At 65.5% G+C, this 26,002-nt stretch carries 26 protein-coding genes; 12 read left to right on the top strand and 14 right to left on the bottom strand.

All coding sequences use genetic code 11. The annotated features are described in order from the left end of the window. The first annotated feature begins 38 nt into the window (after nt 1-38). Nucleotides 39-3,005 (top strand): Tn3-like element ISPa38 family transposase, encoded by a 2,967-nt coding sequence (locus tag J2126_RS05780; RefSeq protein ID WP_003100881.1) that lies wholly within the window; start codon nt 39-41, stop codon nt 3,003-3,005. On the opposite strand, the gene J2126_RS05785 is transcribed toward J2126_RS05780, so the two are convergent. Further along, nucleotides 3,002-3,340, bottom strand: coding sequence for a hypothetical protein (locus tag J2126_RS05785; protein WP_209484785.1), 339 nt, complete (start codon nt 3,338-3,340; stop codon nt 3,002-3,004). The genes J2126_RS05780 and J2126_RS05785 overlap by 4 nt on opposite strands. Next, nucleotides 3,337-3,891, bottom strand: coding sequence for a recombinase family protein (locus J2126_RS05790; RefSeq protein ID WP_209484787.1), 555 nt, complete (start codon nt 3,889-3,891; stop codon nt 3,337-3,339). Before J2126_RS05790 ends, J2126_RS05785 begins: the two co-directional genes overlap by 4 nt. 252 nt (nt 3,892-4,143) lie before the next feature. Here J2126_RS05790 and J2126_RS05795 point away from each other — a divergent pair, with 252 nt between their 5' ends. Genes J2126_RS05795 through J2126_RS05805 form a run of 3 tightly spaced genes read left to right on the top strand, consistent with a single transcriptional unit; the run spans nt 4,144 to nt 7,009 of the window. Then, nucleotides 4,144-4,485: a HigA family addiction module antitoxin gene (locus J2126_RS05795; protein ID WP_209484789.1), complete on the top strand. Its 342-nt coding sequence runs from the start codon at nt 4,144-4,146 to the stop codon at nt 4,483-4,485. After that, the gene (locus J2126_RS05800; RefSeq protein ID WP_209484791.1) at nt 4,482-6,098 is read left to right on the top strand and encodes an N-6 DNA methylase; all 1,617 of its coding nucleotides are present in this window, start codon (nt 4,482-4,484) and stop codon (nt 6,096-6,098) included. Before J2126_RS05795 ends, J2126_RS05800 begins: the two co-directional genes overlap by 4 nt. Further along, nucleotides 6,095-7,009 carry a XamI family restriction endonuclease gene (locus J2126_RS05805; protein ID WP_209484793.1) on the top strand — a complete coding sequence of 305 codons (915 nt, stop codon included), beginning with the start codon at nt 6,095-6,097 and terminating at the stop codon, nt 7,007-7,009. The genes J2126_RS05800 and J2126_RS05805 overlap by 4 nt, the downstream gene beginning before the upstream one ends. Before the next feature lie 63 nt (nt 7,010-7,072). Here the strand turns inward: J2126_RS05805 and J2126_RS05810 are convergent, their stop codons facing one another. From J2126_RS05810 to J2126_RS05860, 11 genes are all read right to left on the bottom strand, one after another. Beyond that, on the bottom strand, nt 7,073-7,702 hold the full coding sequence (locus J2126_RS05810; RefSeq protein ID WP_209484794.1) for a hypothetical protein: 630 nt from the start codon (nt 7,700-7,702) through the stop codon (nt 7,073-7,075). Nucleotides 7,703-7,783: 81 nt separating this feature from the next. Continuing rightward, nucleotides 7,784-8,458, bottom strand: a complete 675-nt coding sequence (locus tag J2126_RS05815) for a metallophosphoesterase (protein WP_209484796.1) — start codon at nt 8,456-8,458, stop codon at nt 7,784-7,786. A gap of 10 nt (nt 8,459-8,468) precedes the next feature. Next, nucleotides 8,469-9,923 (bottom strand): hypothetical protein, encoded by a 1,455-nt coding sequence (locus J2126_RS05820; RefSeq protein ID WP_209484798.1) that lies wholly within the window; start codon nt 9,921-9,923, stop codon nt 8,469-8,471. Nucleotides 9,924-9,981: 58 nt separating this feature from the next. Continuing rightward, nucleotides 9,982-10,290, bottom strand: a complete 309-nt coding sequence (locus tag J2126_RS05825; RefSeq protein ID WP_209484800.1) for a helix-turn-helix domain-containing protein — start codon at nt 10,288-10,290, stop codon at nt 9,982-9,984. Continuing rightward, on the bottom strand, nt 10,290-10,598 hold the full coding sequence (locus tag J2126_RS05830; protein WP_209484802.1) for a hypothetical protein: 309 nt from the start codon (nt 10,596-10,598) through the stop codon (nt 10,290-10,292). Before J2126_RS05830 ends, J2126_RS05825 begins: the two co-directional genes overlap by 1 nt. After that, nucleotides 10,588-11,022: a hypothetical protein gene (locus J2126_RS05835; protein WP_209484804.1), complete on the bottom strand. Its 435-nt coding sequence runs from the start codon at nt 11,020-11,022 to the stop codon at nt 10,588-10,590. Before J2126_RS05835 ends, J2126_RS05830 begins: the two co-directional genes overlap by 11 nt. A 5-nt stretch (nt 11,023-11,027) precedes the next feature. After that, the gene (locus tag J2126_RS05840) at nt 11,028-11,606 is read right to left on the bottom strand and encodes a hypothetical protein (protein ID WP_209484806.1); all 579 of its coding nucleotides are present in this window, start codon (nt 11,604-11,606) and stop codon (nt 11,028-11,030) included. An 85-nt stretch (nt 11,607-11,691) separates the two neighbouring features. Then, nucleotides 11,692-13,923 (bottom strand): DotA/TraY family protein, encoded by a 2,232-nt coding sequence (locus tag J2126_RS05845; RefSeq protein ID WP_209484808.1) that lies wholly within the window; start codon nt 13,921-13,923, stop codon nt 11,692-11,694. Continuing rightward, a complete protein-coding gene (locus J2126_RS05850; protein WP_209484810.1) occupies nt 13,916-14,938 on the bottom strand; it encodes a helix-turn-helix domain-containing protein in 1,023 nt (340 codons plus the stop codon). Before J2126_RS05850 ends, J2126_RS05845 begins: the two co-directional genes overlap by 8 nt. Before the next feature lie 356 nt (nt 14,939-15,294). Continuing rightward, nucleotides 15,295-16,503 carry a sodium/glutamate symporter gene (gene gltS, locus J2126_RS05855; RefSeq protein ID WP_209484812.1) on the bottom strand — a complete coding sequence of 403 codons (1,209 nt, stop codon included), beginning with the start codon at nt 16,501-16,503 and terminating at the stop codon, nt 15,295-15,297. Nucleotides 16,504-16,570: 67 nt separating this feature from the next. Beyond that, nucleotides 16,571-17,905 (bottom strand): sugar porter family MFS transporter, encoded by a 1,335-nt coding sequence (locus J2126_RS05860; protein WP_209484814.1) that lies wholly within the window; start codon nt 17,903-17,905, stop codon nt 16,571-16,573. A gap of 160 nt (nt 17,906-18,065) precedes the next feature. On the opposite strand from J2126_RS05860, the gene J2126_RS05865 reads away from it, so the two are divergent. From J2126_RS05865 to J2126_RS05880, 4 genes are read left to right on the top strand one after another with little or no spacing between them, the layout of a single operon-like run. Then, nucleotides 18,066-19,388, top strand: a complete 1,323-nt coding sequence (locus J2126_RS05865) for a DegT/DnrJ/EryC1/StrS family aminotransferase (RefSeq protein ID WP_209484816.1) — start codon at nt 18,066-18,068, stop codon at nt 19,386-19,388. 46 nt (nt 19,389-19,434) lie between these two features. Beyond that, a complete protein-coding gene (locus J2126_RS05870) occupies nt 19,435-20,847 on the top strand; it encodes a sugar porter family MFS transporter (protein WP_281066370.1) in 1,413 nt (470 codons plus the stop codon). Nucleotides 20,848-20,856: 9 nt separating this feature from the next. Then, nucleotides 20,857-21,204, top strand: a complete 348-nt coding sequence (locus J2126_RS05875; RefSeq protein ID WP_209484820.1) for a hypothetical protein — start codon at nt 20,857-20,859, stop codon at nt 21,202-21,204. Next, nucleotides 21,197-22,843 carry a GMC oxidoreductase gene (locus tag J2126_RS05880; RefSeq protein WP_209484822.1) on the top strand — a complete coding sequence of 549 codons (1,647 nt, stop codon included), beginning with the start codon at nt 21,197-21,199 and terminating at the stop codon, nt 22,841-22,843. The genes J2126_RS05875 and J2126_RS05880 overlap by 8 nt, the downstream gene beginning before the upstream one ends. A gap of 128 nt (nt 22,844-22,971) precedes the next feature. On the opposite strand, the gene J2126_RS05885 is transcribed toward J2126_RS05880, so the two are convergent. After that, entirely contained in the window at nt 22,972-23,277 is a 306-nt protein-coding gene (locus J2126_RS05885) for a hypothetical protein (RefSeq protein ID WP_209484824.1), read from the bottom strand. A gap of 196 nt (nt 23,278-23,473) precedes the next feature. On the opposite strand from J2126_RS05885, the gene J2126_RS05890 reads away from it, so the two are divergent. From J2126_RS05890 to J2126_RS05905, 4 genes are all read left to right on the top strand, one after another. Continuing rightward, complete coding sequence (locus tag J2126_RS05890) at nt 23,474-24,589, top strand: NAD(P)-dependent alcohol dehydrogenase (RefSeq protein ID WP_209489883.1); 1,116 nt, start codon at nt 23,474-23,476, stop codon at nt 24,587-24,589. Between the two features lie 34 nt (nt 24,590-24,623). Next, complete coding sequence (locus J2126_RS05895) at nt 24,624-24,884, top strand: hypothetical protein (protein WP_209484826.1); 261 nt, start codon at nt 24,624-24,626, stop codon at nt 24,882-24,884. A gap of 84 nt (nt 24,885-24,968) precedes the next feature. Continuing rightward, the gene (fldA, locus tag J2126_RS05900) at nt 24,969-25,451 is read left to right on the top strand and encodes a flavodoxin FldA (RefSeq protein WP_209484828.1); all 483 of its coding nucleotides are present in this window, start codon (nt 24,969-24,971) and stop codon (nt 25,449-25,451) included. Further along, nucleotides 25,430-25,885, top strand: a complete 456-nt coding sequence (locus J2126_RS05905) for a DUF2023 family protein (protein ID WP_209484830.1) — start codon at nt 25,430-25,432, stop codon at nt 25,883-25,885. The genes fldA and J2126_RS05905 overlap by 22 nt, the downstream gene beginning before the upstream one ends. Nucleotides 25,886-26,002 lie beyond the last annotated feature (117 nt).

The raw sequence follows: 26,002 nt of genomic DNA on the forward strand, positions 1-26,002 counted from the left end.
TTGTCACAAACCTACGTTTTCAAGAAGAAGGAAACCGCATGCCCCGCCGTTCGATCCTCTCCGCCGCCGAGCGCGAAAGCCTGCTGGCGTTGCCGGACACCAAGGATGAGTTGATCCGTCACTACACGTTCAGCGAAAGCGACCTCTCCATCATCCGGCAGCGGCGCGGCCCGGCCAATCGGCTGGGCTTCGCGGTGCAGCTCTGCTACCTGCGCTTTCCCGGCGTCATCCTTGGCGCTGATGAGCCACCGTTCCCGCCATTGCTGAGACTGGTCGCCAACCAGCTCAAGGTCGGCATCGAAAGCTGGGACGAGTACGGGCAGCGTGAGCAGACCCGACGCGAGCACCTGGTCGAGCTGCAAACGGTGTTCGGCTTCCAGCCGTTCACGATTGGCCACTACCGGCAGGCTGTCCAGTTGCTGACCGAGCTGGCCATGCAAACCGACAAGGGCATCGTGCTGGCCAGAGCCTTGATCGAGCACCTGCGGCGGCAGTCGGTCATTGTGCCCGCCCTCAACGCCGTCGAGCGGGCGAGCGCCGAAGCGATTACCCGCGCCAACCGGCGTCTCTACGACGCCTTGGCTGAGCCGCTGACGGACGTGCATCGCCGTCGCCTCGACGATCTGCTCAAGCGCCGCGACAACGGCAAGACGACGTGGCTGGCCTGGCTGCGGCAATCCCCGGTCAAACCGAACTCGCGGCACATGCTGGAACACATCGAACGCCTCAAGGCGTGGCAGGCGCTCGACCTGCCCTCCGGCATCGAGCGGCTGGTTCACCAGAACCGGCTGCTCAAGATCGCCCGCGAGGGCGGCCAGATGACGCCCGCCGACCTGGCGAAGTTCGAGCCGCAGCGGCGTTACGCGACCCTGGTGGCGCTCGCCATCGAGGGCATGGCCACCGTCACCGACGAAATCATCGACCTGCATGACCGCATCCTGGGCAAGCTGTTCAATGCCGCCAAGAACAAGCATCAGCAGCAGTTCCAGGCATCCGGCAAGGCGATCAATGCCAAGGTGCGGCTGTTCGGGCGCATCGGCCAGGCGCTGATCGAGGCCAAGCAAGCGGGCCGCGATCCGTTCGCCGCCATCGAGGCCGTCATGTCCTGGGATGCTTTCGCCGAGAGCGTCACCGAAGCGCAGCGGCTCGCGCAACCCGAGGACTTCGATTTCCTGCACCGCATCGGCGAGAGCTACGCCACGCTGCGCCGCTACGCGCCGGAATTTCTCGACGTGCTCAAGTTGCGGGCCGCGCCCGCCGCCAAGGACGTACTCGACGCCATCGAGGTGCTGCGCAGCATGAACAGCGACAACGCCCGCAAGGTGCCCACCGACGCGCCGACCGAGTTCATCAAGCCGCGCTGGCAGAAGCTGGTGATGACCGACACCGGCATCGACCGGCGCTACTACGAACTGTGCGCGCTGTCGGAGCTGAAGAACGCGCTGCGCTCCGGCGACATCTGGGTGCAAGGCTCGCGCCAGTTCAAGGACTTCGAGGACTACCTGGTGCCGCCCGCGAAATTCGCCAGCCTCAAGCAGGCCAGCGAATTGCCGCTGGCCGTGGCCACCGATTGCGACCAGTACCTGCATGACCGGCTGACGCTGCTGGAAACGCAGCTCGCCACCGTCAACCGCATGGCGCTGGCCAACGAGCTGCCGGACGCCATCATCACGGAGTCGGGCCTGAAGATCACGCCGCTCGATGCGGCGGTGCCCGATACCGCACAGGCCCTGATCGACCAGACGGCGATGATCCTACCGCACGTCAAGATCACCGAATTGCTGCTGGAGGTAGACGAATGGACGGGCTTCACCCGGCACTTCGCCCACCTGAAGTCAGGCGACCTGGCCAAGGACAAAAACCTGTTGCTGACCACGATCCTCGCCGACGCGATCAACCTGGGCCTGACCAAGATGGCGGAATCGTGCCCCGGCACGACCTACGCCAAGCTGGCCTGGCTGCAAGCCTGGCACATCCGCGACGAAACCTACGGGGCGGCACTGGCCGAGCTGGTCAACGCGCAGTTCCGACATCCCTTCGCCGAGCATTGGGGCGACGGCACCACGTCATCGTCGGACGGCCAGAACTTCCGCACCGGCAGCAAGGCCGAGAGCACCGGCCACATCAATCCGAAATACGGCAGCAGCCCAGGGCGGACGTTCTACACCCATATCTCCGACCAGTACGCGCCGTTCCACACCAAGGTCGTGAACGTCGGCGTGCGCGACTCGACCTACGTGCTCGACGGCCTGCTGTATCACGAATCCGACCTGCGGATCGAGGAGCACTACACCGACACGGCAGGGTTCACGGACCACGTCTTCGCGTTGATGCACCTGCTGGGCTTCCGCTTCGCCCCGCGCATTCGTGACCTGGGCGACACCAAGCTCTACATCCCGAAGGGCGATGCCACCTACGAGGCGTTGAAACCGATGATCGGCGGCACGCTCAACATCAAGCACGTCCGCGCCCATTGGGATGAAATCCTGCGGATGGCCACCTCGATCAAGCAGGGCACGGCGACGGCCTCGCTGATGCTCAGGAAGCTTGGCAGCTACCCGCGCCAGAACGGCCTGGCCGTCGCCCTGCGTGAGCTGGGACGCATCGAGCGCACACTGTTCATCCTGGACTGGCTGCAAAGCGTCGAGCTGCGCCGCCGCGTGCATGCCGGGCTGAACAAAGGCGAGGCGCGCAACGCGCTGGCCCGCGCCGTGTTCTTCAACCGCCTGGGGGAAATCCGCGACCGCAGCTTCGAGCAGCAGCGCTACCGGGCCAGCGGCCTCAACCTGGTGACGGCGGCCATCGTGCTATGGAACACGGTCTATCTGGAGCGGGCCGCGAACGCCTTGCGTGGCCACGGTCAAGCCGTCGATGACGGCCTGTTGCAGTACCTGTCGCCGCTCGGCTGGGAGCACATCAACCTGACCGGCGATTACCTCTGGCGCAGCAGCGCCAAGATCGGCGCGGGCAAGTTCAGGCCGCTACGGCCGCTGCAACCGGCTTAGCGTGCTTTATTTTCCGTTTTCTGAGACGACCCCTTCATGGGCCGAGCACGATAGGTCGCCCCGTTGACCTTCCACTTCGGCAGCGCGCACACGCGGCGGCCGTCCGAGTCGAACTCGATCCAGCTCTTTTCCGAGACCTCGACCCCAGCGACGGGGTTCGTGCAGAGCTCCTCACGCTCGGCGTCGGTCTTCGGTTCCTCATTCGACATCGGGGATACCCATTTGCCCGGCGCCATCGGTGCCGGCGGTGCGCTTGCGCTCTGAGCGAACGACTCGGTTGTGAGCAAAGGGAGGAGGAAAAGGGGGCCGATTGCGACGCGCAGACAAATGTTCACGGCTTCTCCTGCTCCAGTCGGTGGATTGTTGACCGATGAACGCCGAGCGAGGCGGCGATTTCCCGTGCCGACATCCCCTCGGCCCTGAGGCGTTTCACCAAACGCGCCTGATCACCGCTCAGGGCCGGCGGCCGACCAAACCGCACGCCCCTCGCCCTTGCGGCCGTGCGACCTTCACCGGTTCGTTCAGCAATCAAGGATCGCTCGAACTCTGCGATACCCGCAAAAATTGTCAAGACCATGCGACCCGCCGGCGTGGTCGTGTCTGCCCATGGCTCGGCCAGGGACCGGAGGCCGGCTCCGGCCGTCGACAAGCGCTCCGAGATGTCGAGAAGATCGCGGGTGGAGCGTGCCAGCCGGTCGAGGCGCATCACAGTGACCACATCGCCCACCCGCAATTGGCCCAGCATGGCCTCGAGCTGGGGCCGCGCACGGACCGCGCCGCTGACCTTCTCCTCGAAGATGCGCTCGCAGCCGGCTGCCTGCAGCGCCGTGTGTTGTCGGGTCAGATCCTGGTCGTCGGTCGAGACGCGGGCATATCCGATGCGCATGAGAAGGCCTGTCGCAAAACTTGTCGCAGAGATGATCCATTCTGCGACTGATTTTTGCAACGCTGAAGCCGAGGCGGATCGGGAGGGGCGAGGGTGTCGCAAAAATTAGGAGTTGCGCAACTTTCGCAGCGCCCTGCAGCTCCAATCAAAAAGAGCTCGCTTCCAAAAATAGAACATATAAAGAACATATCTTGTGGCTCGTCACGTTACAGGGCACAATCCACTCACAGAGCTGCGAGGGCGGTGAAGCAGATGGCAACGAGCGCGACTATGAAAGCCCCGCCCCATCCGGGTGAGTTCGTGAAGACCGAGATCATTGAACCTCTGGGCCTTTCCGTCACCGACGCAGCGCAAGCTCTCTGCGTAACGAGGCCATCATTGTCCAAACTGCTGAACGGTCGCGCGCACCTCTCGCCAGACATGGCTTTGCGGATCGAGAAGGCGTTCGGCGCCTCCATGGAGGCGCTGATGCAGATGCAGAATCGTTTTGATGTTGCCGAGGCGAGGAAGAGAGCAAAGGATATTAACGTTCCCCCCTTCAAAGGAAGAACGCTGCACGCGCAAGCAGGCCAGCGTAGGGGGCCCGGGGCATGACAAAAATAAAGGACAGTTTGCGCAGCGAAAGCGATTTGGTCGCCGCTGCTCTTGCCCTCGGAGCCGCGGTCGCCGGCGGCCCGCTGGCCGCAGCCGAAGTCACGCTCGGAAAATCGGCGTCGAAAGCCACCTTGCGAAAGGCCACCGTTACATCTTTGAAAGATGCCATTCTTGCGGGGGAAGACCCCCTTGGGGATGCGTTTTCTATCCTGCGTTCCGCCGAGGAGAGACGGGAGAACGGGGCGACCTATACCCCAGCCGCGATCGTCCAGACGATGGTGGATTGGGCCGCCGCCACGCGCAAGGCCAGCCGGATTGTAGACCCGGGTGTAGGATCGGCGCGGTTCCTCACTCGCGCCGCTGCAGCCTTTCCGAATGCGGAGTTGGTCGGGATCGATGTTGATCCGCTCGCCACGCTGATGGCCCGCGCCAACCTAGCCGTCGCCGGAGCCGGGGATCGAGCGCGGGTAATCCTCGGGGATTACCGCAGTTTCTCCGAGCGCGTCGACGGCAGCACGCTATACATCGGCAACCCGCCCTATGTTCGGCATCATCAGATCGCGCCCAAATGGAAAGATTGGCTAGCTGTCGAATCCTCGAAGCTCGGTCTGACGGCCAGCAAGCTTGCGGGCCTGCATGTGTATTTCTTCCTTGCAACAACCTGTAGCGCCAAGCCTAAGGATTTTGGCGCCTTCATCACCGCCGCCGAATGGCTGGATGTAAATTATGGCGCGCTAGTGCGTTCCCTCATGTTGGGTGGGCTTGGGGGAAAGAGCGTCACGGTGATCGATCCTGCAGCGCAGCCTTTCCCTGATGCCGCGACGACGGCCTCGATCACAACTTTTGAGATCGGCGCCAAACCCACGTCCCTTTATTTCCGCCGGATCGACGACCTTGACGCGCTAGATGAGCTCGGCAAGGGCCGCAAGGTTCACCGGGATCGTCTGGCAAACGAAGGGCGTTGGTCCCATCTGACCCGCGCAGCCGAGAAGCCGCCCGAGGGCTTCGTCGAACTGGGCGAACTGTGCCGTGTGCACAGGGGAGCTGTGACAGGCGCGAATGATGTGTGGATTGCCGGCCCTCATAGCGTCGGCTTGCCCGAATCCGTCCTGTTCCCGACGATCACCCGAGCGCGCGAGGTGCTGGACTCCGGCGGTCTTCTCACAGACTCCGCCCGACTGCGCTGCGTCATTGACCTTCCAGCCGATCTCGACGAACTCGATACGTCCGAGCGCGACGCGGTGACGAAGTTCCTGAAGGTGGCGCGTGCAATGGGCGCAAATACAGGATACGTCGCCAGCCACCGCAAGGCGTGGTGGTCAGTGGGCCTCCGCGCGGCTGCGCCGATCATTTCGACCTACATGGCGCGGCGCCCGCCCGGCTTTGTCATCAACAAGGCGGATGCCCGGCACATCAACATCGCGCATGGCCTATATCCGCGCGATCCTCTTACCGAGAAGGCGAAGAAGGCGCTCGTTGACTACCTTCAGGTCAATATCTCACAGCGTTCCGGGCGCACCTACGCCGGTGGCCTGACCAAGTTCGAGCCTCGTGAAATGGAGCGCCTTATTGTGCCGGGTCCGGCGCTATTGTCTGCCGGAGCCGCATTGTGATCGATCCGCCTATTTGGAGCAACGAACAGCTCGAAGCCGACCGTGTCAAATCCAGCGCCGCCTTCTCGAAGGAACGTCTCGAAGAGCCGCTGGAGGATTATCTTGAAGCTTTCGACGAGTACCAGGGTTACGTCGAAGAAATACTAGAAACGACCGTCGACCTATCTGACCTTGAGGCATCTGCGCTTGACGTTCTGGGCGACGCTCGCCTTCTGGAGGCATTTCGTTACCTTGCTGCGCCGCCGATCTCGCAGGACGACCTCAAGGTCTTGGCTGATGCGCAATCTCTGACCAAGGGCCATCTGCAGAAGTCCCCGGAGCTTGTTCAGCGGCTGATCGCCGTCGTGCGCCAGGTGCTTGATCGCCGTCGCTTCGCCTGGGTCGTGGAGGATCGCGAGCCTACGGAAGCGGAGCGTAACGCCGCGGTGATGGCCTCGGCCGCTTTGATGGCCGCCAGCCGCACACAGACACGGCGGCGCACGCTAGGTAAGGAACAGCAGGAAGCTATGGTAAAGGTAGCCCTGAAGGGGCTGGGCTTTGCAGAAGTCCCTTCACGTAAAATCCCAAATATTTCGCATGCCCCCGGTCCGGGCGAGTTCTGTGGGGAAAGCGTGCTCGGAAACCGAAAGGGTGACATCATTGTGCGCCTTTGGGATCATCGGGTCATGCCGATCGAATGCAAGGTATCGAACTCGTCGACCAATTCCGTGAAGCGGCTCAACAACGACGCAGCCGTTAAGGCTGCGAGCTGGAAATTGGATTTTGGACTCCGCCAAGTTGTTCCCGCCGCAGTGTTGAGCGGCGTCTACAAGCTTCACAATCTGCTGGATGCGCAGGATCGAGGGCTGACCCTATTTTGGGCACACGACCTCAAACCGTTGACCGACTGGATCACCGGCACAAAACCTTGATAAAGGGAACCCGATGAAGTCGAGCTTTCAGGCGGCCCCGCAAAACCGCTTCTAGTTGCCGAACTACCACCCACGATAGGATGGCGTACCAGGCGCAACATAATGGTTATGCACTTGCGTGACTACTACTTCCGGCTTCGGGGGCTCTGGGTGCGCCTCCTTCCAAATTTCCATCAGTTTCTCATATGCGAAACGTTTGTACCGTTGCGCCTTTTCCCTTTGCGAATTATGTTCAATCTCCATTTTATCCTTCATTCTTGCCCACAAGCCTTCAAATTCAGAAAGACGTGCAATTTCAATTATAGACACCGCATAAATTACCAAAAAATTATTGATGTTTCTTTCTCGTTGGTAGAAATAAATGTCAAGAATGGATTCAAAACTAGATTCTAATGCAGATAGTTGATGGGCATCAAACTCATTCCTAAAAGAATTTATCAATTCCTTTGATATATTATCAATTTGAGAATCATGAAATCTTCTATAGATTGATGGAATGCAACATAAAAGATTTTCGATCCGATTTATGTCAGTATTTTTGTTATTTTTAATGGCTTTGACGGCCTCCATGAATTGTGCGACGGCCGCGCGATACCGAACTGGGTCGTCGATGCGCGCCATTTCATCGTTGTCATAGCTGTCGAAGAAATTTTGAAGAGCTGACATATCTCCCCCCGACGCGGCCATCAGCATCTAAGCCGCAGGCCTCACCCAGCTGCGCAGTGATAACAATTCCCACCATCTACCACAGGTGGTTGCCTGTTCAAATGCGCGCTACGCGGCACTGCAGATAACTAGCTCCTCCGGCCCGCCCGGCCGCTGGTCGTTGAACACCCCCACCACCAGTCGTCCGCTCCGCCAGGCGAACGTGTCGAGGTTGGTCCTGTACTTCTTCAGCACCGGCCCCACCGGGACCTGGTGATGGCCGTGGACCACATGGAAGTCGCCATGCCCGCCTTCGTCGTCGTCGGGGTAGAGGTCCCAGAGCAGCGTCTGCTCGCGCTGCCGGTGGAGGGGGCGCCAGCGGTCGACGGCGGCATGCACGTAGACGCGGTGCAGGTCCACGTGCATGAGCGGGAGGGCGGAGAGCCACGCGATATGGGCTGCGGGAATCGGGAGCGGCGCATCGGGGTCCCACGCCGCCGCGCCGTAGGAGGCGAGCGTGGCGCGGCCGCCGTTGGCGAGGAAACGGGACATCCCGTTCTCGGGGAACTTCATCAGCTCCACCAGCATGGCCTCGTGGTTGCCCATCAGGCAGATCCACTGCCAGCCGGCCGATGGCCCGGCCATGAGGCGCTCAATGACCTGCCGGCTCTGCGGCCCGCAGTCCACGTAGTCCCCCAGGAAGACGATCGTGCCGCCTGGAGCGCGGGCCTCGATGGCGGCGAGCGCGGCCTCGAGGAGGTCGAACCGGCCGTGCAGGTCACCGATGGCGAAGGTGAGCGGCATGGCCCGCCTTTCACAATCCAGGCCGGCGTGGGGCGTCGCCAGCCGGCACGGGAGCGTCCAGTTCCGCGACGGTGGCAATCTCTGCCTGGACCCGGACGAGACCGAAGCGCTCCGTGAGCCAGCGGAGGGCCTGCTCGAACCGCGCCCGCAGGACCTGCATGACGAACGAGATCGCCCCCACGCCGCTGGCGCCGGCGCTCGGCTCTTCCCAGCTCTCTGCACCGAGGACGAACCGCCGGCCGTCGTCGGCAATATGGAAAGGCCCCGCCGGAGAGAGACCGAGTTCCTGCGCCACCTCGTCCACCAGGTTGAGGGCGGGCGCCTCGAGGATCTCGCGGACTTCAGCGGCGAACGCCTCCGACTTGCGGAGCGTGTCGGCTCGCTCGGCCTTCAGCCGGGCGGAGGCGGCCTTTTCGGCCTTGAGATCGTCCGCCAGTCTGTCGGCTTTCATCCGTGCCAAATCGCGCTCGCGCGAAATCTTCTCCGCTGCTGCCGAAAGGGTGCGGGCCTGCTCCAGCTCGGCGGCGAGCCGGCGGCGCTCGTGGTCGCTCGCGGCCATGCGGACGGCGGCCTGTCCGGCCGCCTCGGCTAGCCGGGAATTTTGTTCGGCTATCCAGCGATCGGGCGCCAGACGCTCCGAAAAGGTGGGCGAGGCAATCGTCGGGATCGTCGGCGGCGGCGCCTCGAGGATCCGCTGCACCTCCTCGTGCTTGAGGCGCGCCGCCTCGAGCTCCTGCTCGGCGGCGAGCTTCGCCTTGTATTCCTCCGGGGTGAGGTGCGGCTTCTTGCTGCTCTCTTCCCCCCGCACAATGCAGGCGTCCAGGTGCCGCCGGGCGTGTTCCGCCCAGGAATCCTGGAGCGCGGAATAGGACTTCTGGCGGCCGTGGCGCCTGGCGAGCTCCTGGAGCGCCTTGTTGATGCTGATCTTCTGCTTCGGCCGCGCCTTGGCGCGCCCGTCGGCGCGGACCGGCGAACATAGGATGTCCACGTTGCCCGCGCCGTCTTCATCGGCGTCGTAGCGTACCGCCCACACGCAGTCCTTGCCGAAGGCGGCCTCGGCCCACCGCCGTGCTTCTTCGATCAGCTGCCGTACACGGGGATTGCCCTGCCAGTCGCGGGGATCGCCGGTTTCGGCGAGCCAGCCCGGCGACAGGATCACCAGTAGGTGCATCGCCAGCGCGCCGTTGCCGTCGCTGGTGATGCCGTGCCGGCGCTTGTGCTCCTTGAAGGCGGCGACATAATTCGTGCCGGCCTCGAACCCTTCACCGGCGAGCGACCAGCAATAATTGTCGGCGGCGTCGGCGCCGGGCCGCTGGCTCTCCTTGCCCTTTTTGTCCTGGCGCCGGGCATGGGACTGCGCAGATGTCAGGTCGGCCCAGGTCTTGATATGGGCGCCGGACCCCTTGCGTGTCACGCAACGGACGGCTGCCTTGGGCGGCTCAACAAGGCCGTTTGAAGGTGACATAGCGGATGCGTTCCTGGATGTAGTTAGCACACTAGGGGATTGCCTACGGCCCGCTCCGCTAATCCCCGTGTGCCGGGGCAGCCCCTGGACCCCCTTCCTCGCTGACTTCCACCTCGACAGGAGGTTCCGGCAACAGCGCAAGGTCGAGGCCGAGGAACTTCTCGAGGCGTCGGCGAGTCTGCATGCGCATCCTTCCGCTGGTCTCGACGACACAGATCGTCTGGCGCGACACGCCGATGATTTCACCCAGCTGCCGCTGGGTGAGCTTCAGCCTCCACCGTGCGTTGCGGATCCGGACCCCGCGCGTCCGGTAGACCAGGACGGAGAGTGGCAGATCGATCGGCTCTTCCCGGAGGTAGGACAGCATCAGCGCCTCCCGGCGATGGTGATGAGAAGAATGCGGCCGGCCGCCCGCGTGAGGGCAGCCATGTGCCGGACGGTGACGATGCCGAGGCCAATGACGGCCCCGGCCGGTGGCCCGAAGGCGCGCGCGAGGCCATCGCCTAGGACGAACAGGCAGAACGTGGCCGCCGGCAAAACCATGGCGACGCTCGCGGCGCCGATCAGCCCGGCGTCGGTGAACCCCCACAGAATGAGAGGGAGGAGGCTGCCAGCTACCCAGAGAGCGACGGCAGCCTCGCGCATGCGCTGGAGCACCGGCTTTTCAATCGGCATAGAGGTCGTACTTCGCGCGACGGACCGCGAGCGGGTTGGCGCGATCGTCCGAGAGAATCACCACGAGCGCCAGCAAGCAGAGCTGCCTGGCCCTGATCTCGGAGCCCGCAAACCCTTCGACGAGCAGGCACTCGGTCCACTCTCTGACGTCCTCCTCGAGTTGCCAGGCCCAGCGGTCGGGAATGCTCGGGTGCAGAGCAACGTTGCACCTGAAGAGGCGGCCGTCCTGTTCAATCGTCTTTCTGCTCTCCGGGGTATCCATTGATTCAGTCCAGCCTTCAAGGAAGGCATCGACGGCCGCGAGGTCCGCCAACGCCTCGTGCTCATCGCCGAGCGGGCGAGACACCTTGTTCTCATCGCCGGTTGGGCCGGTTGGCGAGCAAATATCCAACATCGTTTCTGCTCCTTCTTCCTTGAGAACCATTTGCGTCACCACCGCCCGCTGGGCGTCGGCGCGACGTGCTGATGAATGATGGGCGTGTGCGTCACATGCACCACCTGCGGCTGTGGGTGGGCCTCGTCCCAGATGGCCTGCAGCCGTCCGGAGGCGAAGGCCCGCCGGCGTCGCGCAAGACGCCAGCCCGCGTTGAAGCGGGAGCCGAGGAGGCCCTTCTCCGCCCGGACGTGGGCCATGAGCAGGATGGACCGCGTGACGAGGTCGCGGAGGTTTTCCACCGTGCGCTCCTCGTCCCGATAGAGGCGCTCCATGTCCTCGCGCGCATGGACCATCAGCCGGATCAGCACCTGCGGATCGAGGTCGTCGCGCAGCGCAACCCACGCCTGCCGGCAGAAGCGCGTTGCCGGCAGCAGCTGTGCCCGCCGCGCCAGGGTGAGGCGGTTCAGAACCTCAGTCATCGCGGCCGGCGATGTCGTCACGCCCTGGCTGCGCATCAGGTCATAGGTAGACAGAAAATCCGCGCAGAGCCGGCGATAGATGGCCGGATCGCCCTCGCGGGCAAGTCGCTCCGTATCCTGCTGGTGCAGCAGCTCATTCATCTGATTTTTCATGTCATTCTCCGTGCATTTATACTAACAAATGCAACCTATGCGTCAAGATAAAATCTGAAAAAGTGCGATTTTTAACCCATATTATTCATTCCGTGTCCTGTTTTTTGCTTCGCAGTCGCGCGCCAATGCCTGCCAGACCTTTTTGTGCGCGCTTGCTGCCCTGGAGTGCGCCGACTCCGAGGCTCCGGCCCATATTCGTGATGCCGGCGGCCGGGCTCACCTGGCCGAACACGTCCCCGCCCATCTTGGACGACCACAGGCTCTGCACGCCGATTTCCACCCAGCGCAGCGCAGCGTCGCCGAGCTCGGAAATGAGCGCACAGCTGTTCCACACGACGATCGTCGCCGCCGACCCGTAGATGGCGATGGCGGCCAGCGAGGTGATGGCCGACGTGACCGGACCGGAGTCGAGCGGGATCATCAGCGCGAACACGCTGAAGAACATGCTGTTGAGGATCGCGAACGCCGCCGACATGAGCAGCAGCGAGACGATCAGCCCCATGATGATGAGGATCGGCCGGGCCAGGAGGCCGAAGAGCAGCAGATAGCCCTGGCGGCTGGCGCCGATCAGCGACGGCTCCCGGGCCGGGAAGAAATGCGTCAGGACCCAGATGGGCACCGCGATCAGCGCCTCGAGGCCGATCACCAGCCAGCTGATGACGGCACCGAAGAAGTAGACCAGCGGCATGAGTGGCAGCACGCCGCCGATCCAGAAGCCCCCGACCATTAGGATGCCGCCCACGAACCATGCCCCGGCCGCTGCCGTCTTTACCAGGCCGCCGACGTGGGGGATGAAGCCCGAAGCCACGTCCGACACGGCCGCGCCGCCAAGGGCCCAAAGGCCCGCATCCACCAGGCCCACGCCGATCTGCGTCAGGATGAGGAGCGGATCGCTCCACTGCGAGGTGCCGTTGGTGCCCGCGACCTGCAGCTTGGAGAGAACCCACCTGAACGCGGAGGAAACGCCCGCCGCGCTGGTGTCGGGGACGCCCACCTGCCCGGCTGCCTCGACTGGGCTCGCCTTGCTGAAGTCCGCGAAATAGGCATCGAACGACCGCATATAGCCCACGTCGCGCTCGTAGCTATCCGCTAGGACGCGCCAGGTGCTCCCGGTCAGCTGGGGCGCGGAACCCAACCAGCCGCCCTGAGACATGGGCTGCAAGATGGAGCTGAGGCTGTCGGGCGCCACGCCCTCCATGTTCGTGGCATTGACGACACTCTGGAAATATTGGGCGATGTTGATGTTGGCCCGCTGCCAGGAGATCGCGAACACCCATCCTGCAGAGGCGGTCTCGTCCAGATAGGTCGCGGCCAGCTGCTTGATGCTTGCGTCGCTTCCCGACAGGGTGTTGTTGACCGCATTTCGCAGGGCCGCCTGCGCCGAGGCGACGCCGCTACCGATCTGCGTCTTGATCTCCTGATCGTTCCGCGCCTGGAGATAGACCTGGTTCGCGATGCTCTTCGCGGTAGCGTCAATCTGCCCCCAGGCCGCGTTCAGTCCTCCGTTCACGGCATTGACGGCGATCGCGTTCATCTTCTCCCATGTCGCGAGATCGATCTCGCCGGTAACGCCTTGGGCCGGTACGCCCAGCGCGCTGGCCTTGGGGAGCTGGTACTGAACCGACCCGCAAAGCGAGGTGGAGCCGTTGAACCACGTTCCAGAGTCCGCGAAGGCCTGGACAATCGAGTCGGTCTTCTGGCCGAACAGGCCCCTGACGGGCAATGTGCGGGCGACGATCGGCTTGCCGTCTCTCGCGCTGCCGTGCCCAAATGTCTCGGCGATCTCGTTGAGCCTGTAGGCACACACATAGCCAATGGCCCGGGTCCGGATGGCCCCGGCAATCATGCCCCGCAACTTGTAATCGTCCTCGGGTACGGTCGCGACTTGGCTGTAACCGCCGGAGGCGATCATGGGAGAGATCTTGGCCCAGAGGTTGTCGGCTGCGCCGGAGCCCCAAACAAGGATCTGGATCACCAGCAGCTGCGCGAGGGTGAAGCCGGAGCTCACGGGCAAAATCATGATGGCCCCGAGGCCGACGCGGGCCACGGTGTATTTGACGCTGTTCCCGCCCATCGCCTCGCCTTCGCGAGCGGTATCGGCGACCCCCACATAGATCGTGTAGGTGATGAAGATTGAGCCGACGATCGCCACCGCAACGTTGAAGAAGGCCGCGGCAGTCGCGATCATGTTCGCGTCAGAACAGGTGGTGCCCTTCCAGACCGCGTCCACTGTGCAGCCAAGCACGCGGCGCAGGGATATGAGGGCATAGTCGTTCTGGACGGGCGTAAAAATGCTGGAAAATGACTTGTCATCCATGGGAGGTGGCCTCGATCGAGGGGGGAAGAGGGGTGGGAAAATACCGGCCCAGCCTGCGCTCAAGGGCGCCGGTCTCAGCCTGAACGAGGCGTCGGACGCCGGTCTCGAGTGGCGCGCGGGCGTAAGCAAAGGCGCCTCGCCATCGGGTCCACTCGGGTGAGCCCTCTTGGATGAAGACCCATGTCGTTTCGTCACGGGGCGCCTTTGCCTCCCGGACAGCGCGAGTGATTTCGTCGTCTGGCGGCGGGGTGGCCGGCGCGGCTCTTGAGAACCGATCAGCCTCGTCGTCGAGCCAGCGTTGGCCGCGCAGCCAATTGGCGGGCGATGCGATCCATCGCGCTTCCCGCGTGGCGCACTTCCTCGCGTACCGCTTAGCGCCGCTCACCAGCAGCGAAGCCGGAACTGCCGCGGCACGGGCTGCGGTCCATTCGCGAAGCGCAGCAGCGCGGCCCTCCTTTTTGGGGAAGGTCTGCCAGAACTGGTCGAACGTCTCCCCAATGTCGGAAGGCAGCTTGATCTCCGATTGTGCCGCCGGAGGTGGCTGGGACTCCAGTGGGATCAACCCCGGGCCCGCGTCGACCAGATGAGAGATATATTTCTTGTTCTCTTCCTGGATTCGGGTCGCGTTCCTGCAACTGCCTCCGGTCGCATTCTCGCGACCAGTGCTAGGGGCGGCCAGTTCAGGGCCGGTCGCATTTTCGCAACCGGCTTCCGGCCTCTCCGACACCAGATGCCGGACCTCCGGCCGATCAAAGCAAAGCTCATAATCGGTACGCCTGCCTTGCTTACGATCGGCTTCGACCCAACCGCGGCTCTCCAACTCCGCGAGCGACCGCATGATTGCGTGTCGACTGAGGGAGAGCAGGGAGGCAAGGCGCGCGATCGAGGGATTGCACTGGCCGGTCCGGCTGTTCAGATGATCCAGTAGCAAACCGAAGAGGTTCTTCGCCGTCGAGCACAGCGTGTCATCCACCAGACAGGCCTGGAGCAGGCGCCACTTGTCGAGCAGTGTCACCTGGCTTGTTGGCTGCCGCTCCTCGTGGTACTGAAGATGTGCGGCTTGAGAAGAGCTGCTTCTGAATTGGGCCCGCGGAGCGCTGCCACGCTTCGCGGGTCTTTCGTTTCGAAGCCCCATCACTACTTTCCTCTGCTGAGGGGTAGTGATGAGGAACGCGGTTATTTCAATTCAACGGCTTGCGCCAAATTCCCAAGCTGTATGTCGTGGGTTCGATTCCCATCGCCCGCTCCAGTTTCCCCCCATTCTGAGAGATCGGCCGGGATCCGGCCAGACGGTCCGCGCGCCGGCGCGCGCTCTATGCCGCGGCATGGGGGCGCAGCTTCGCGAGATCGCAAGCGCCCTGCCCCGCCCCCTCACCTCAGCATGAAGCCGATCGCCAGCGCGTTGGCGATGTCGATGAAGAAGGCGGAGACCAGCGGCAGGATGATGAAGGCGATGGGCGCCGGGCCGTGGGTGCGGGTCACGGCGGTCATGTTGGCGATGGCGGTCGGCGTGGCGCCGAGGCTGATGCCGGTGAAGCCGGCGGCCAGCACCGCCGCCTGATAGGTCCGGCCCATGGCGGGAAACACCACGAACAGGATGTAGGCCACCGCCACCAGCGTCTGCAGCGCCAGCACCGTGCCGAGCGCCGGACCAAGGCCGCCGAGGGTCCACAGCTGCATGCTCATGAGCGACATGGCGAGGAAGATCTTCAGCGACAGATCCGATACCAGCGCCAGCGCCGGGGTGCGGGCCGGCCACGGCAGGCGCGGCGCCACCTTCGGCAGGATGTTGGTGATGACGATGGCCACCAGCATGCACACCACGAACATGGGCAGCTTCAGCCCGGTCTTCTCCACCACGCCTTCCAGCGCATAGGCGATGATGATGACGATGTTGAGCGCCAGGATGGTGACGAGGATGTTCTTGTAGTTCACCGAACCGCCCTCGGGCTCGGCCGGTGTGTCCGGCAGGCCCACCATGGGGGCGTCGTCGCCGGTGCCGCGCAAGTTGAAGCGGGAGATGAGCAGGCCCGCCACTGGACCGCCCACCAGGCTGGCGATGACGAGGCCGAGGGTGGCGCTGGCGATGCCGATTTCCAGTGCGTTGGGCAAATTGAACCGCTGCGCGATCAGCGGCGCCCAGGCGATGGTGGTGCCGTGGCCGCCCACCAGAGACACCGAGCCCAGCAGCGGCCCCACGCCATAGGGCAGGCCGAGCACTGCCGCGCCGCCGACGGCGACCACGTTCTGCAGCACCAGATAGACCACCGTCAGCAGCAGCAGGATCACCAGCGGCTTGCCGCCGGTGGCGAGGTCCGAGACCCGGGCGTTGAGGCCGATGCCGGTGAAGAAATAGAGCAGCAACATGTCGCGCGCATTGAGGTCGAAGGTCACCGCGAGGCCCAGCACCTTGTAGGCGAACAGGGTGGCGAGCGCCGCGATGATGCCGCCGGTGACGGCCTCGGGGATGTTCCAGCGCTTGAGGGGGGTGATGATCTCGTTGAGGCCGGCGCCGAGGAAGTAGACGAGGATGGCGATGGTGAAGCTCAGCAGCCCCGAAACCTCGAACGTCGCTGGCATATGGCTTCCCCCTGCGCGGCACTGTCTCGCCCCACCTGTAGCCCATTCCGGGCGGGGCTGAAAACGGTCAGGCGCCGAGGTGTCGCAGGGCCTTGCCAGCGAGCACGTCCGTCTCGATGTCCTCCAGCTCCACCTGCCGCGTCTCCGGCACGTAGGCGAGGGAGATGAAGAGCGAGGCGACGCACACCACGAGGAAGATGCCGATGGTGGCGGCAAGGCCGATGCCCTCCACCACCGAGAGGAAGCTCGCCGCGACGATGGCGTTGAACAGCCAGCTCGTTGCCGAGGCGGCGGCGATGCCCCGTTCGCGGATGGCCGAGGGGAACAGCTCGGACATGAGCACATAGGGCAGCGGCCCGAGGCTCAGCGCGAAGGCGACGATGTAGGCGCAGAGCCCCGCGAGCGCCACATAGGGCCAGTCCGCCAGCGCCGCGACGATCACCACGGCGAGGCTCACCGCCATGGCCGCCGAGCCGGCGATGAGCAGCGGGCGGCGGCCGAGGCGGTCCACCAGCATCATGGCGGCCAGCGTCGCCAGCACGTTGACGAGGCCGAGCCCGAAGGTGGCGGCGAGGGCGGCGACGCCGGCCGGAAAGCCGAGCTCGGTGAAGATGTGCGGGGCGTAATAGAGAATGCCATCGATGCCGGAGAAATTCTGCAGCACGAACAGCACGCTGCACAGCACCAGCACCGCCTTGGTGCTGCCCCGGCCGAGCACGGCCCGCCAGTTGCCGGCCGGCGCGCTCTCGCCGTCGCCGGCGGAGATCTCGCCGGCAAGGCCCAGCCGCTGGGCCGCCGCCTCGCCCTCTACGATCCGACCGCGGGACATGAGCCAGCGCGGGCTTTCCGGCAGCAGCAGCACGGCGCCCGCGCACGCCACCGCGATCAGCGCGCCGCCGCCCAGCATCTGCGCCCACGTGGCGTGGCCGGTGAGCGCGAGGGGCACCGCATAGCCGAGCAGGATGCCGATGGTGACGGCGAGCTGGAACAGGGAGACCACCGCGCCGCGATGGCGCGCCGGCGTCACCTCCGCCGCATACATGGGGACCACCATGGAGGAGAGCCCCACCCCGAGGCCGATGAGGATGCGCGCCGCCACCAGCATCCCCACGCCCGGCGCCATCGCCTGCCCGAGCGGCACCAGTGCGTAGCCGGCGAAGGCCAGCGCCGCGGCGAGCAGGCAGGAGGGCCGCCGTCCGATCCGCTGGGAAATCGGCGCGGCGAGCACCGCGCCCACGAAGCAGCCGGCCAGCAGCGACGTCACCATCATCTCGGTGGCGCGGGTGGACAGGGCGAACGCCTCGGAGATGGCGCCGACCACACCGGCGATGGACGCCGTGCTGAAGCCGAACAACATGCCATTGAGGAGCACGAGGCCCGCCGTGAGGAACAAGGTTGCCATGTGATCCGACGGGTATGGAGGTAGGGCGCGGATAACGTGCGCGAGATGGAGCGGCCTGCAGGACTTGTAAGCGCCACCTACAGTAGAGCATAAGTACGAAAAATCGAGCGGCGATAGGCCCGGCCACCTGCCGGAGCGTGCCGTATGGGGAGGGCGCCAAGTGACCGTTTCCGCGGCAACGCACGAACATGCCAACCGCCTCGCCATCGAGGGCGGCGAACCCGTCCGCACCAAGCCGCTGCCGTGGGAACTGCCCGGTGCCCACTGGATCGGCGAGGAGGAGCTGGAACTCGTCTCCCGCGTGGTGCGTGCCCAGAGCCCCTTCCGCTTCTACGGCCCCGACCTCCAGCACATGGTGGACACGCTGGAGAAGGAATGGTGCGCCGCCTTCGGCCACAAGCACGCGCTGGGCGTCTCCTCCGGCACCGCCGCGCTGACCATTGCCATGTCGGCCCTCGACATCGGCCCCGGCGACGAGGTGCTGGTGCCCGGCTATCTGTGGGTGAGCTGCGTGGCCGCCGTGGTGCGCGCCGGCGCCATCCCGAAGCTGGTGGACGTGGACGACTGCTTCACCCTCGATCCCGCCGACGTGGAGCGCAAGATCGGCCCCCACACCCGCGCCGCGCTAATGGTGCACATGAGCGGCGCGCCCGGCCGGGTCGCCGATGTCGCCCGCATCTGCCGCGAGCGGGGCATCGCCCTCATCGAGGATTGCGCCCAGACCGCCGGCGCCAGCCAGAACGGCAAGGCCGTGGGTACGTTCGGCGATATCGGCATCTTCTCCTTCCAGCTCAACAAGAACATGACCTCGGGCGACGGCGGCATGGTGGTGACGGAGCGGGACGACCTGTTCCGCCGCATCGTCGCCCTGCATGACCTCGGCTATCCGCGCAACGAAAAGGGCCGGCTCGACACCTCGGACGAGAGCTGCCAGCTCTGGGGCGTCGGCGCCCGCATGTCGGAGCTGACGGGCGCCATGTGCCTCGCCCAGATGCGCAAGCTGCCGCAGATCACCGGCAACATGCGCTCCTCCAAGTGGCGAATCCGCAAAGCCCTCGCCGACCTCCCCGGCCTCGGCTTCCGCAACGTGCCCGACCCCTCCGGCGACACCGGTCCCTTCATGCTGATGACGCTGAAGGACGAGGCCACCGCCCGCCGCTTCGTCGACGCTTTGCGCGCGGAAGGCATCGCCGGCCCGGCCGGATCGCTCGCCTGCCTCGCCATGCGCGAGTGGGGGATGCACTGGTACTCCAACATTCCGAGCCTCGTGCACAAGCGCTCCGACAGCCGCGACGGCTTCCCCTGGACCCACCCCTCCAACGCCTTCGGCGAGAGCTACAGCTACGCCGCCGGCGCCCTGCCCCATTGCGACGACCTGCACGCCCGCGGCGCGCTGCTCACCATCGCCTCGACGCTGACGACCGAGGACGAGGACGACATCATCGCCGCCGTCCGCAAGGTGGCGCGCGTGGTGCTGGCCTGACGCCCGGGCATCGGGCCTTCACGACACAGGGGGCCGCGCCGCGGGGCTGTCCGGCGGGCGGAAAAGCGCGAAGGGGAAGCGCATGATCTATCTGATCGCCGCCATCGCCGGCCTCGCCGGGGCGCTGTTCGGCTTCGACGAGGGCGTGATTGCGGGGGCTCTGGCGCCGCTGCGCAGGGACCTTGGCATCGATCCCGTCACCGACGCCGCGGCCGAAGGCTTGATGACGGCGGCGGTGCCGTTCGGCGCCTTCATCGGCGCCATCGTCGGCGGACGGCTCGCCGCCGCCGCGGGGCGCCGCAAGCTGCTGCTCTGGGCCGCCGTGCTGTTCGTGGGCGGAGCGCTCCTGAGCGCGCTCGCGGGCGGGCTCGTCACCCTCTCCCTCGCGCGCCTCGTCATCGGCTTCGCGGTGGGCGTCGCGGCCATGATGGCGCCCCTCTATATCTCGGAGAGCGCGCCGGCCAAGCAGCGCGGCATGCTGGTTTCCATATACCAGCTCGCCATCACGCTCGGCATTCTCGGCGCCTATGTGGTCGGCTATGCCTTCGACGAGAACTGGCGCTGGATGTTCGCCATGGGTGCGGTGCCGGCGGTGCTCCTGTTCGCCGGCATCTTCGCCATGTCCGACACGCCCCGCTGGCTGGCCTTGCGCGGCCGCGGCGCCGAAGCGAAGGCCGCCCTCGCCCGCATGCGCGAGAAGCCGGAGAGCGATCCGGCGGTCGCCGCCGAATATGCGGAGATCCAGGCCGCCGTGGCGGAAGACGAGGGTCGCAAGGCGACGTTCGCCGATCTCGTTTCCCCCCGCGTGCGTCCGGCGCTGATCGTCGCCATGGGGCTGTTCCTGCTGCAGCAGCTCTCCGGCATCAATGCGGTGATCTATTACGCGCCCACCGTGTTCCAGCTGTCGGGCTTCGATTCCGCCGCCACCCAGATCCTCGCCACCGCCGGCATCGGCGTGGTCAACGTGCTCATGACGGTGGTGGGCATGATGCTCATCGACCGGCTCGGCCGGCGCCTCCTCCTGCTCATCGGCTTCGCCGGCACCGCGGTTTCGCTGGGCGCCATCGCCATCGCCGCCGCCACCGACAGCGCGGCGCTCGACACGCTCGCCCTCGCCGGGCTGGTGCTCTACATCGCCTCCTTCGCCATCGCCATCGGCCCGCTGCCGTGGGTGATGATGTCCGAGGTGTTCCCGCTGGACTGCCGGGCGCTGGGCATGAGCATCGCCTCGCTGGTCAACTGGGGCTTCAACTTCATCGTGGTGTTCAGCTTCCCGGTGCTGGTGGCGGAGTTCGGCCTCGCCGGCGTGTTCGGCCTCTATGCCGTGGTGTGTGTCGCCGGCCTCGCCTTCACCCAGTGGCTGGTGCCGGAAACCAACGGCGTGAGCCTGGAAGAGATCGAGCGCCACCTGAGGAGCGGTCGGCCCCTGCGCGAGCTTGGCCGCCTGCACGCGGCCTGAGGAGAAGACATGAGCGAGACCTCTCCCGACGCCCCCCTCGATTTCGAGGCGCTCGTCGTCGCCCTCCTGCCCCTCGGCCCCTACCACGCGGCCTTGGAGCCGATGGTGGGCGACCTTGCCCGCATCGCGACGCTGAACACCCAGCTCAACGCCGCCTTCCATCGCATCGCCGCGCGCGCCGGCTTCCCGGCGGGCGCGGTGCACCGCGAGCATCTGGCGGAGGATGCCGAGGCGGTGGGCACCTTCTTCGAATATGTGCATTTCGCCTCGCCCAGCTTCCTGGGCTCGGTGGGGGAATGGCCGCTGGTGGGCGGGCGGCCGCTGGCGGATAAGGCTTCAGGGGGCGCGCATGGCTGAGGCAACCCATTGCGACGTGATCGTCGTCGGCACCGGGGCTGGCGGCGGCATGCTGGCCTATGAGCTGGCGAAGGCGGGGCTCAATGTGGTCTCGCTGGAGCAGGGCGGACGCCTCGCCGACGACCATTTCAAGCGCCTGGACCCACCGGGAACCCAGCTCGACTTCGGCATCCGCGCCAACACCGTGTGGCCAGCCGAGCCGCACGACAGCCTGTTCGTGCATCCCCTGTTCGAGAAGGGCGCGGACGGCTCCACCGGCTGGCCGGACACCGGCTTCCACCACTACCAGATCCTCGCCGTCAACGGGCTCCAGAACCTCTGGAACGGGGTGAGCGTGCGCTTCTCCGCGCGCGATTTCCGCGACTGGCCCATCTCCTATTCCGACCTCGCGCCCCATTACGAGGCGGTGGAGCGGCGCATCGTCGTCTGCGGCACCGAGGAGCAACTCGAAGAACTGCCGGACGGCATCTATGTGCCGCCCAAGCCGCTGCGCCCCGCCGACGTGATGATCGTCGATGCGGTCAACGCGATGGACGAGCCCTATTCGCACGCCATCCCCAACCGCAAGGCCATCGACACCCGCCCGGACAGCCCCAACGCCTGCGTCTCCACCGGCATCTGCACCTCCGGCTGCCCCACCGGCGCGGTCTACAAATTCACCGCCCGGCTGCTGCCGGAGATCGAGAAGCTGCCGAACTACGAGCTGCGCCAGGGCGCCAAGGTGGTGCGGCTGCTGCGCGAGCCCGGCACCAAGCGGGTCATGGGCGTCGAATATCGCGACATGGCCACCGGCGAGGCGCGCGTGCTCACCGCCGATCACGTGGTGCTCGCGGCGGGCGCCATCGAGAGCCCGCGCATCCTGTTCAATTCCGCCGACGATGCCGCGCCCGAGGGCATGGGCAACACCACCGGCCAGCTCGGCCTGCGCCTGCAGGACAATCCCAAGGCCGTGCTCTCCACCTCGCTGTGGAAGCTGTGGGGCAAGGGCCGGGACTTCGACATCGGCTATGGCGACCTGCTCATTCTCATGTCGCGCGGCACGCTCCCGGACGGGGAGGAATTCCCCTTCATCGGCCACGCCATCCACGGCGTGCCGGACATTCCCCACTATCTCGCCGGCATGAAGCGCTTCCCGCCCTTCATGAAGGAGCGGCTCGCCCGCTTCATGTTCCATTCCTACGTCACGCTCGGCCTGTTCTGCGCCGGCGAGCCGACCCCCGCCAACCGGGTGCGGCCCGGCGCCACCCGCGACCGCTTCGGCGTGCGCCACGTGGCCGTGGACTTCTCCGCCACGCCGCGCGCGGAGGCGATGATGGAGGCCATGAACGGCTGGGGCCGCCAGGTGCTGCGCCACGCCGGGGCGACCTCCATCTACCCCTCGCGCGACAACACCGGCACCGGCATCCACTATGCCGGCACCACCGCCACCACCGCCGATCCCGAGAGGGGCGTGGTGGACGCGGACCTGAAGCTGCACGATCTCGACAACGTCTATGTCTGCGACGGCGGGGTCGTGCCCGTGCTGCCGGACAAGCACCTCACGCTCACCATCATGGCGCTGGCCCACCGCCTCGCCGGCCATCTGGTGGAGAAGGCGCGCAGCGGGGCGACGGTCGAGGGGGAGCGCGCTCTGGCCTGAGGCTGAAGGCCTCCGTCTGGAGATATGCCGTCATGCCCGGGCTTGTCCCGGGCATCCACGTCAGACCGACGGTACAATCCCCGTAAGGCGTTCCGAGCCATGACGGCGGGATAGCTTCCGCAGTTCACTCACCTCTCGGGTACGGCCCCGGCCATAACGGCCCCGACAAAGCCGTTGATGCGGCCGAAGGCGGCTTGGGAGAGCTCCCCTGCCCGCAGCACCGCCTCATGGCATGCGCCATGGTCCTGATTGAGGTGCGCCACCAGCGCCGCCGCCAGCTCGCTCTGGCCGATGGCGAGCGTGCGCAGGCCGAGCAGCAGGTTGTCGAGATCGGCCCGCGTGAGGGCGAGGCGCAGCGGCGCCTCCTCGGGCAGCCCTGTCCAGCGCGCAATGGCTTCCGGCGCAAGCTGCGCCGGCTCGCTGTGACTAGTCATGAAAATCCCCGTCTGAAAATCGTCGGCCGGCCCGAAAAGGGCCGCTTCTGGAAGTCTACACTCTCCCTCTCCGGTGCCGAAGCCGTGTCGCCGCGTTGACGGGCATCAATGCCCCGCCGCCAACCGACCAATATTAAAATACCTCGAGGCAGCCGCGCATGCGGCCCGACGGAAAGGCAGGAACGCCATGACGGATATGCTCTCCCCCGCCGCCTATGTGGAACGCCAGCGCCCCGGCCGGGCGAAGATGAAGGCGGCCGTCTTCGTCGAGAAGAACCGCATCGTGCTGGACGAAAAGCCCATCCCCGATGTCGGCCCGCTTGATGCGCTCATTCGCATCACCACCACCACCATCTGCGGCACCGACGTGCACATCCTGAAGGGTGAGTATCCGGTGGCGAAGGGCCTCACCATCGGCCACGAGCCGGTGGGCATCATCGAGAAGCTCGGCTCGGCGGTGGAGGGCTTCGCCGAGGGTCAGCGCGTCATCGCCGGCGCCATCACCCCGTCCGGCTATTCCAATGCCTGCCTGTGCGGCCAGTGCTCGCAGGACGGCCCGCGCACCAAGCACGGCTTCAAGGCCATGGGCGGCTGGCGCTTCGGCAACACCATCGACGGCGCGCAGGCGGAATATCTCGTCGTGCCCGACGCCATGACCAATTTGTCCCCGGTGCCGGAGGCGCTCTCCGACGAGCAGGTGCTGATGTGCCCGGACATCATGTCCACCGGCTTTGCCGGCGCCGAGAGCGGCAAGGTGAAGATCGGCGACACGGTGGCCGTGTTCGCGCAGGGGCCCATCGGCCTGTGCGCCACGGCGGGCGCCAAGCTCATGGGCGCGACGCGCATCATCGCGGTGGACCGGGTGGCCGCGCGGCTGGAGATGTCCCGCGCCATGGGCGCCGACCTCGTGGTGGATTTCTCCAAGGTCGATCCGGTGGAGGAAATCCTGCGCCTCACTGACGGGCGGGGCGTGGACGTCGCCATCGAGGCGCTCGGCCGGCAGGAGACGTTCGAGGCGGCGCTGCGCGTGCTGCGGCCCGGCGGCACGCTCTCCTCCCTCGGCGTCTATTCGAGCGACCTGAAGATCCCGCTTGATGCCTTCGCGGCGGGGCTCGGCGACAATGCCATCATCACGTCGCTCTGCCCTGGCGGCAAGGAGCGCATGCGGCGCCTGATGGATGTGGTCGCCGCCGGCCGGGTGGATGCCCGCGCCCTCGTCACCCACCGCTTCAAGCTGGACGAGATCGAAGCCGCCTACGACCTCTTCGCCAACCAGCGCGACGGCGTTCTCAAAGTGGCCATCACGCCCTGAGGGCCGGACTGCCTTAGAGCGCGATCCGATCAAGTTGAAACAACTTGATCAGCAAATCGCCCTCCAATTTCAAGAAAGAGCACGCGCCGAGCGGATTGAAATCAATTGCGCCCGTCGTCGTCCGGTTACGCCGGAGGACGACGGGCGCAAACATGAGATGGGCTGCGCCCGGCATGCGCATGCGGAGGATGGATTAGCCCCGCACTATCGAGGCATTCCAATGTCGCGCGGGGCCATTGTCTTCGATGAAACCTTGATGTCTGATGCTCATGCGATGCGTTTGCGTTGCGAATGATTGTTTAGAAAGTCTCCGCAGGAGCCGCACATTGGCGAAATCTGTGGAGCAACGTTTTGAACTGTTCCATAATGAGACGCGGACATGATTGTTAACGTGATCTTTGGTTCCGATGGGGGAGCCACCAAGGGCGTTGCGTCCCGGATTTCGAAGAAGTGCCAGGGCCGTGCGGTGGACATAAAGACGGCGAGCCCGGCCGATTTCGAGAATTGCGAACTGCTGATTCTCGGGTCGCCCACCTATGGCGACGGTACGCTCCAGACCGACTGGGAGGAGCATATCGACAAGCTCCGCTCGGCGCGGCTCAAGGGCAAGAAGGTGGCGCTGTTCGGCACCGGCGACCAGGAGAGCTATCCCGGCTCCTTCGTGGACGCCATGGGCATCCTCTATGACGAGGTGACGGCGCTGGAGGCGGTGGTGGTCGGCTTCACCGACACCAAGGGCTACGACTATCTCAACTCCACCGCCGAGCGGGAGGGCAAGTTCGTCGGCCTTGCGCTCGACCTGGACACCCAGTCCGGTCTCACCGACAAGCGAGTGACCGCATGGCTCAGCAGCATTCTTTAGAGACCGCCTTCGATCCGAGCGAGGGGGAGCCCGGCTGGCCGCCGGCTCCGGTGCGCGGGGCGGCGGGCGAGGAGGCAGGCGCCACGCAGCGCCTGTTTCACCACCATCTCTACGAACTCGGGCGGGGCGTGCGCCCCCTGTTCCTGATGACGCTCGCGTCGCGGGAGCTGCCGCTCCTGCTCGCGCGGCTGGAGCGGGCGGGCATCGACCATTTCGTCCAGCAAGTGAGCCCCGCCAAGGCCAACCTCTTCTTTGGACGTGATGCCTTCGTCGCGGTGGCGCGGGCGCTGGTCATCCGTCCGCTCAATGCCCTGACGGCGGAAGAGGACTTCATGCTGGGAACCATGCTCGGCTACGACCGCGAGCAGCAATGCCGCCGCTACCTCACCCGCTCCGGCCGCGGGCTGGGGCGGCCGGCGCTGGCGGCGGAATAGGCCTCTCTTTGCATCCCATCGGCAGGACACGCCAGCCGATGACAAGCCAGGCGGGGGGAGCGAAAACAATCGCGCTCCGGGGTATATGGACCGGCCCATCCGGTTCAGAATATCCCC

This window comes from Xanthobacter flavus, assembly GCF_017875275.1.
Classification (GTDB): Bacteria; Pseudomonadota; Alphaproteobacteria; order Rhizobiales; family Xanthobacteraceae; genus Xanthobacter; species Xanthobacter flavus_A.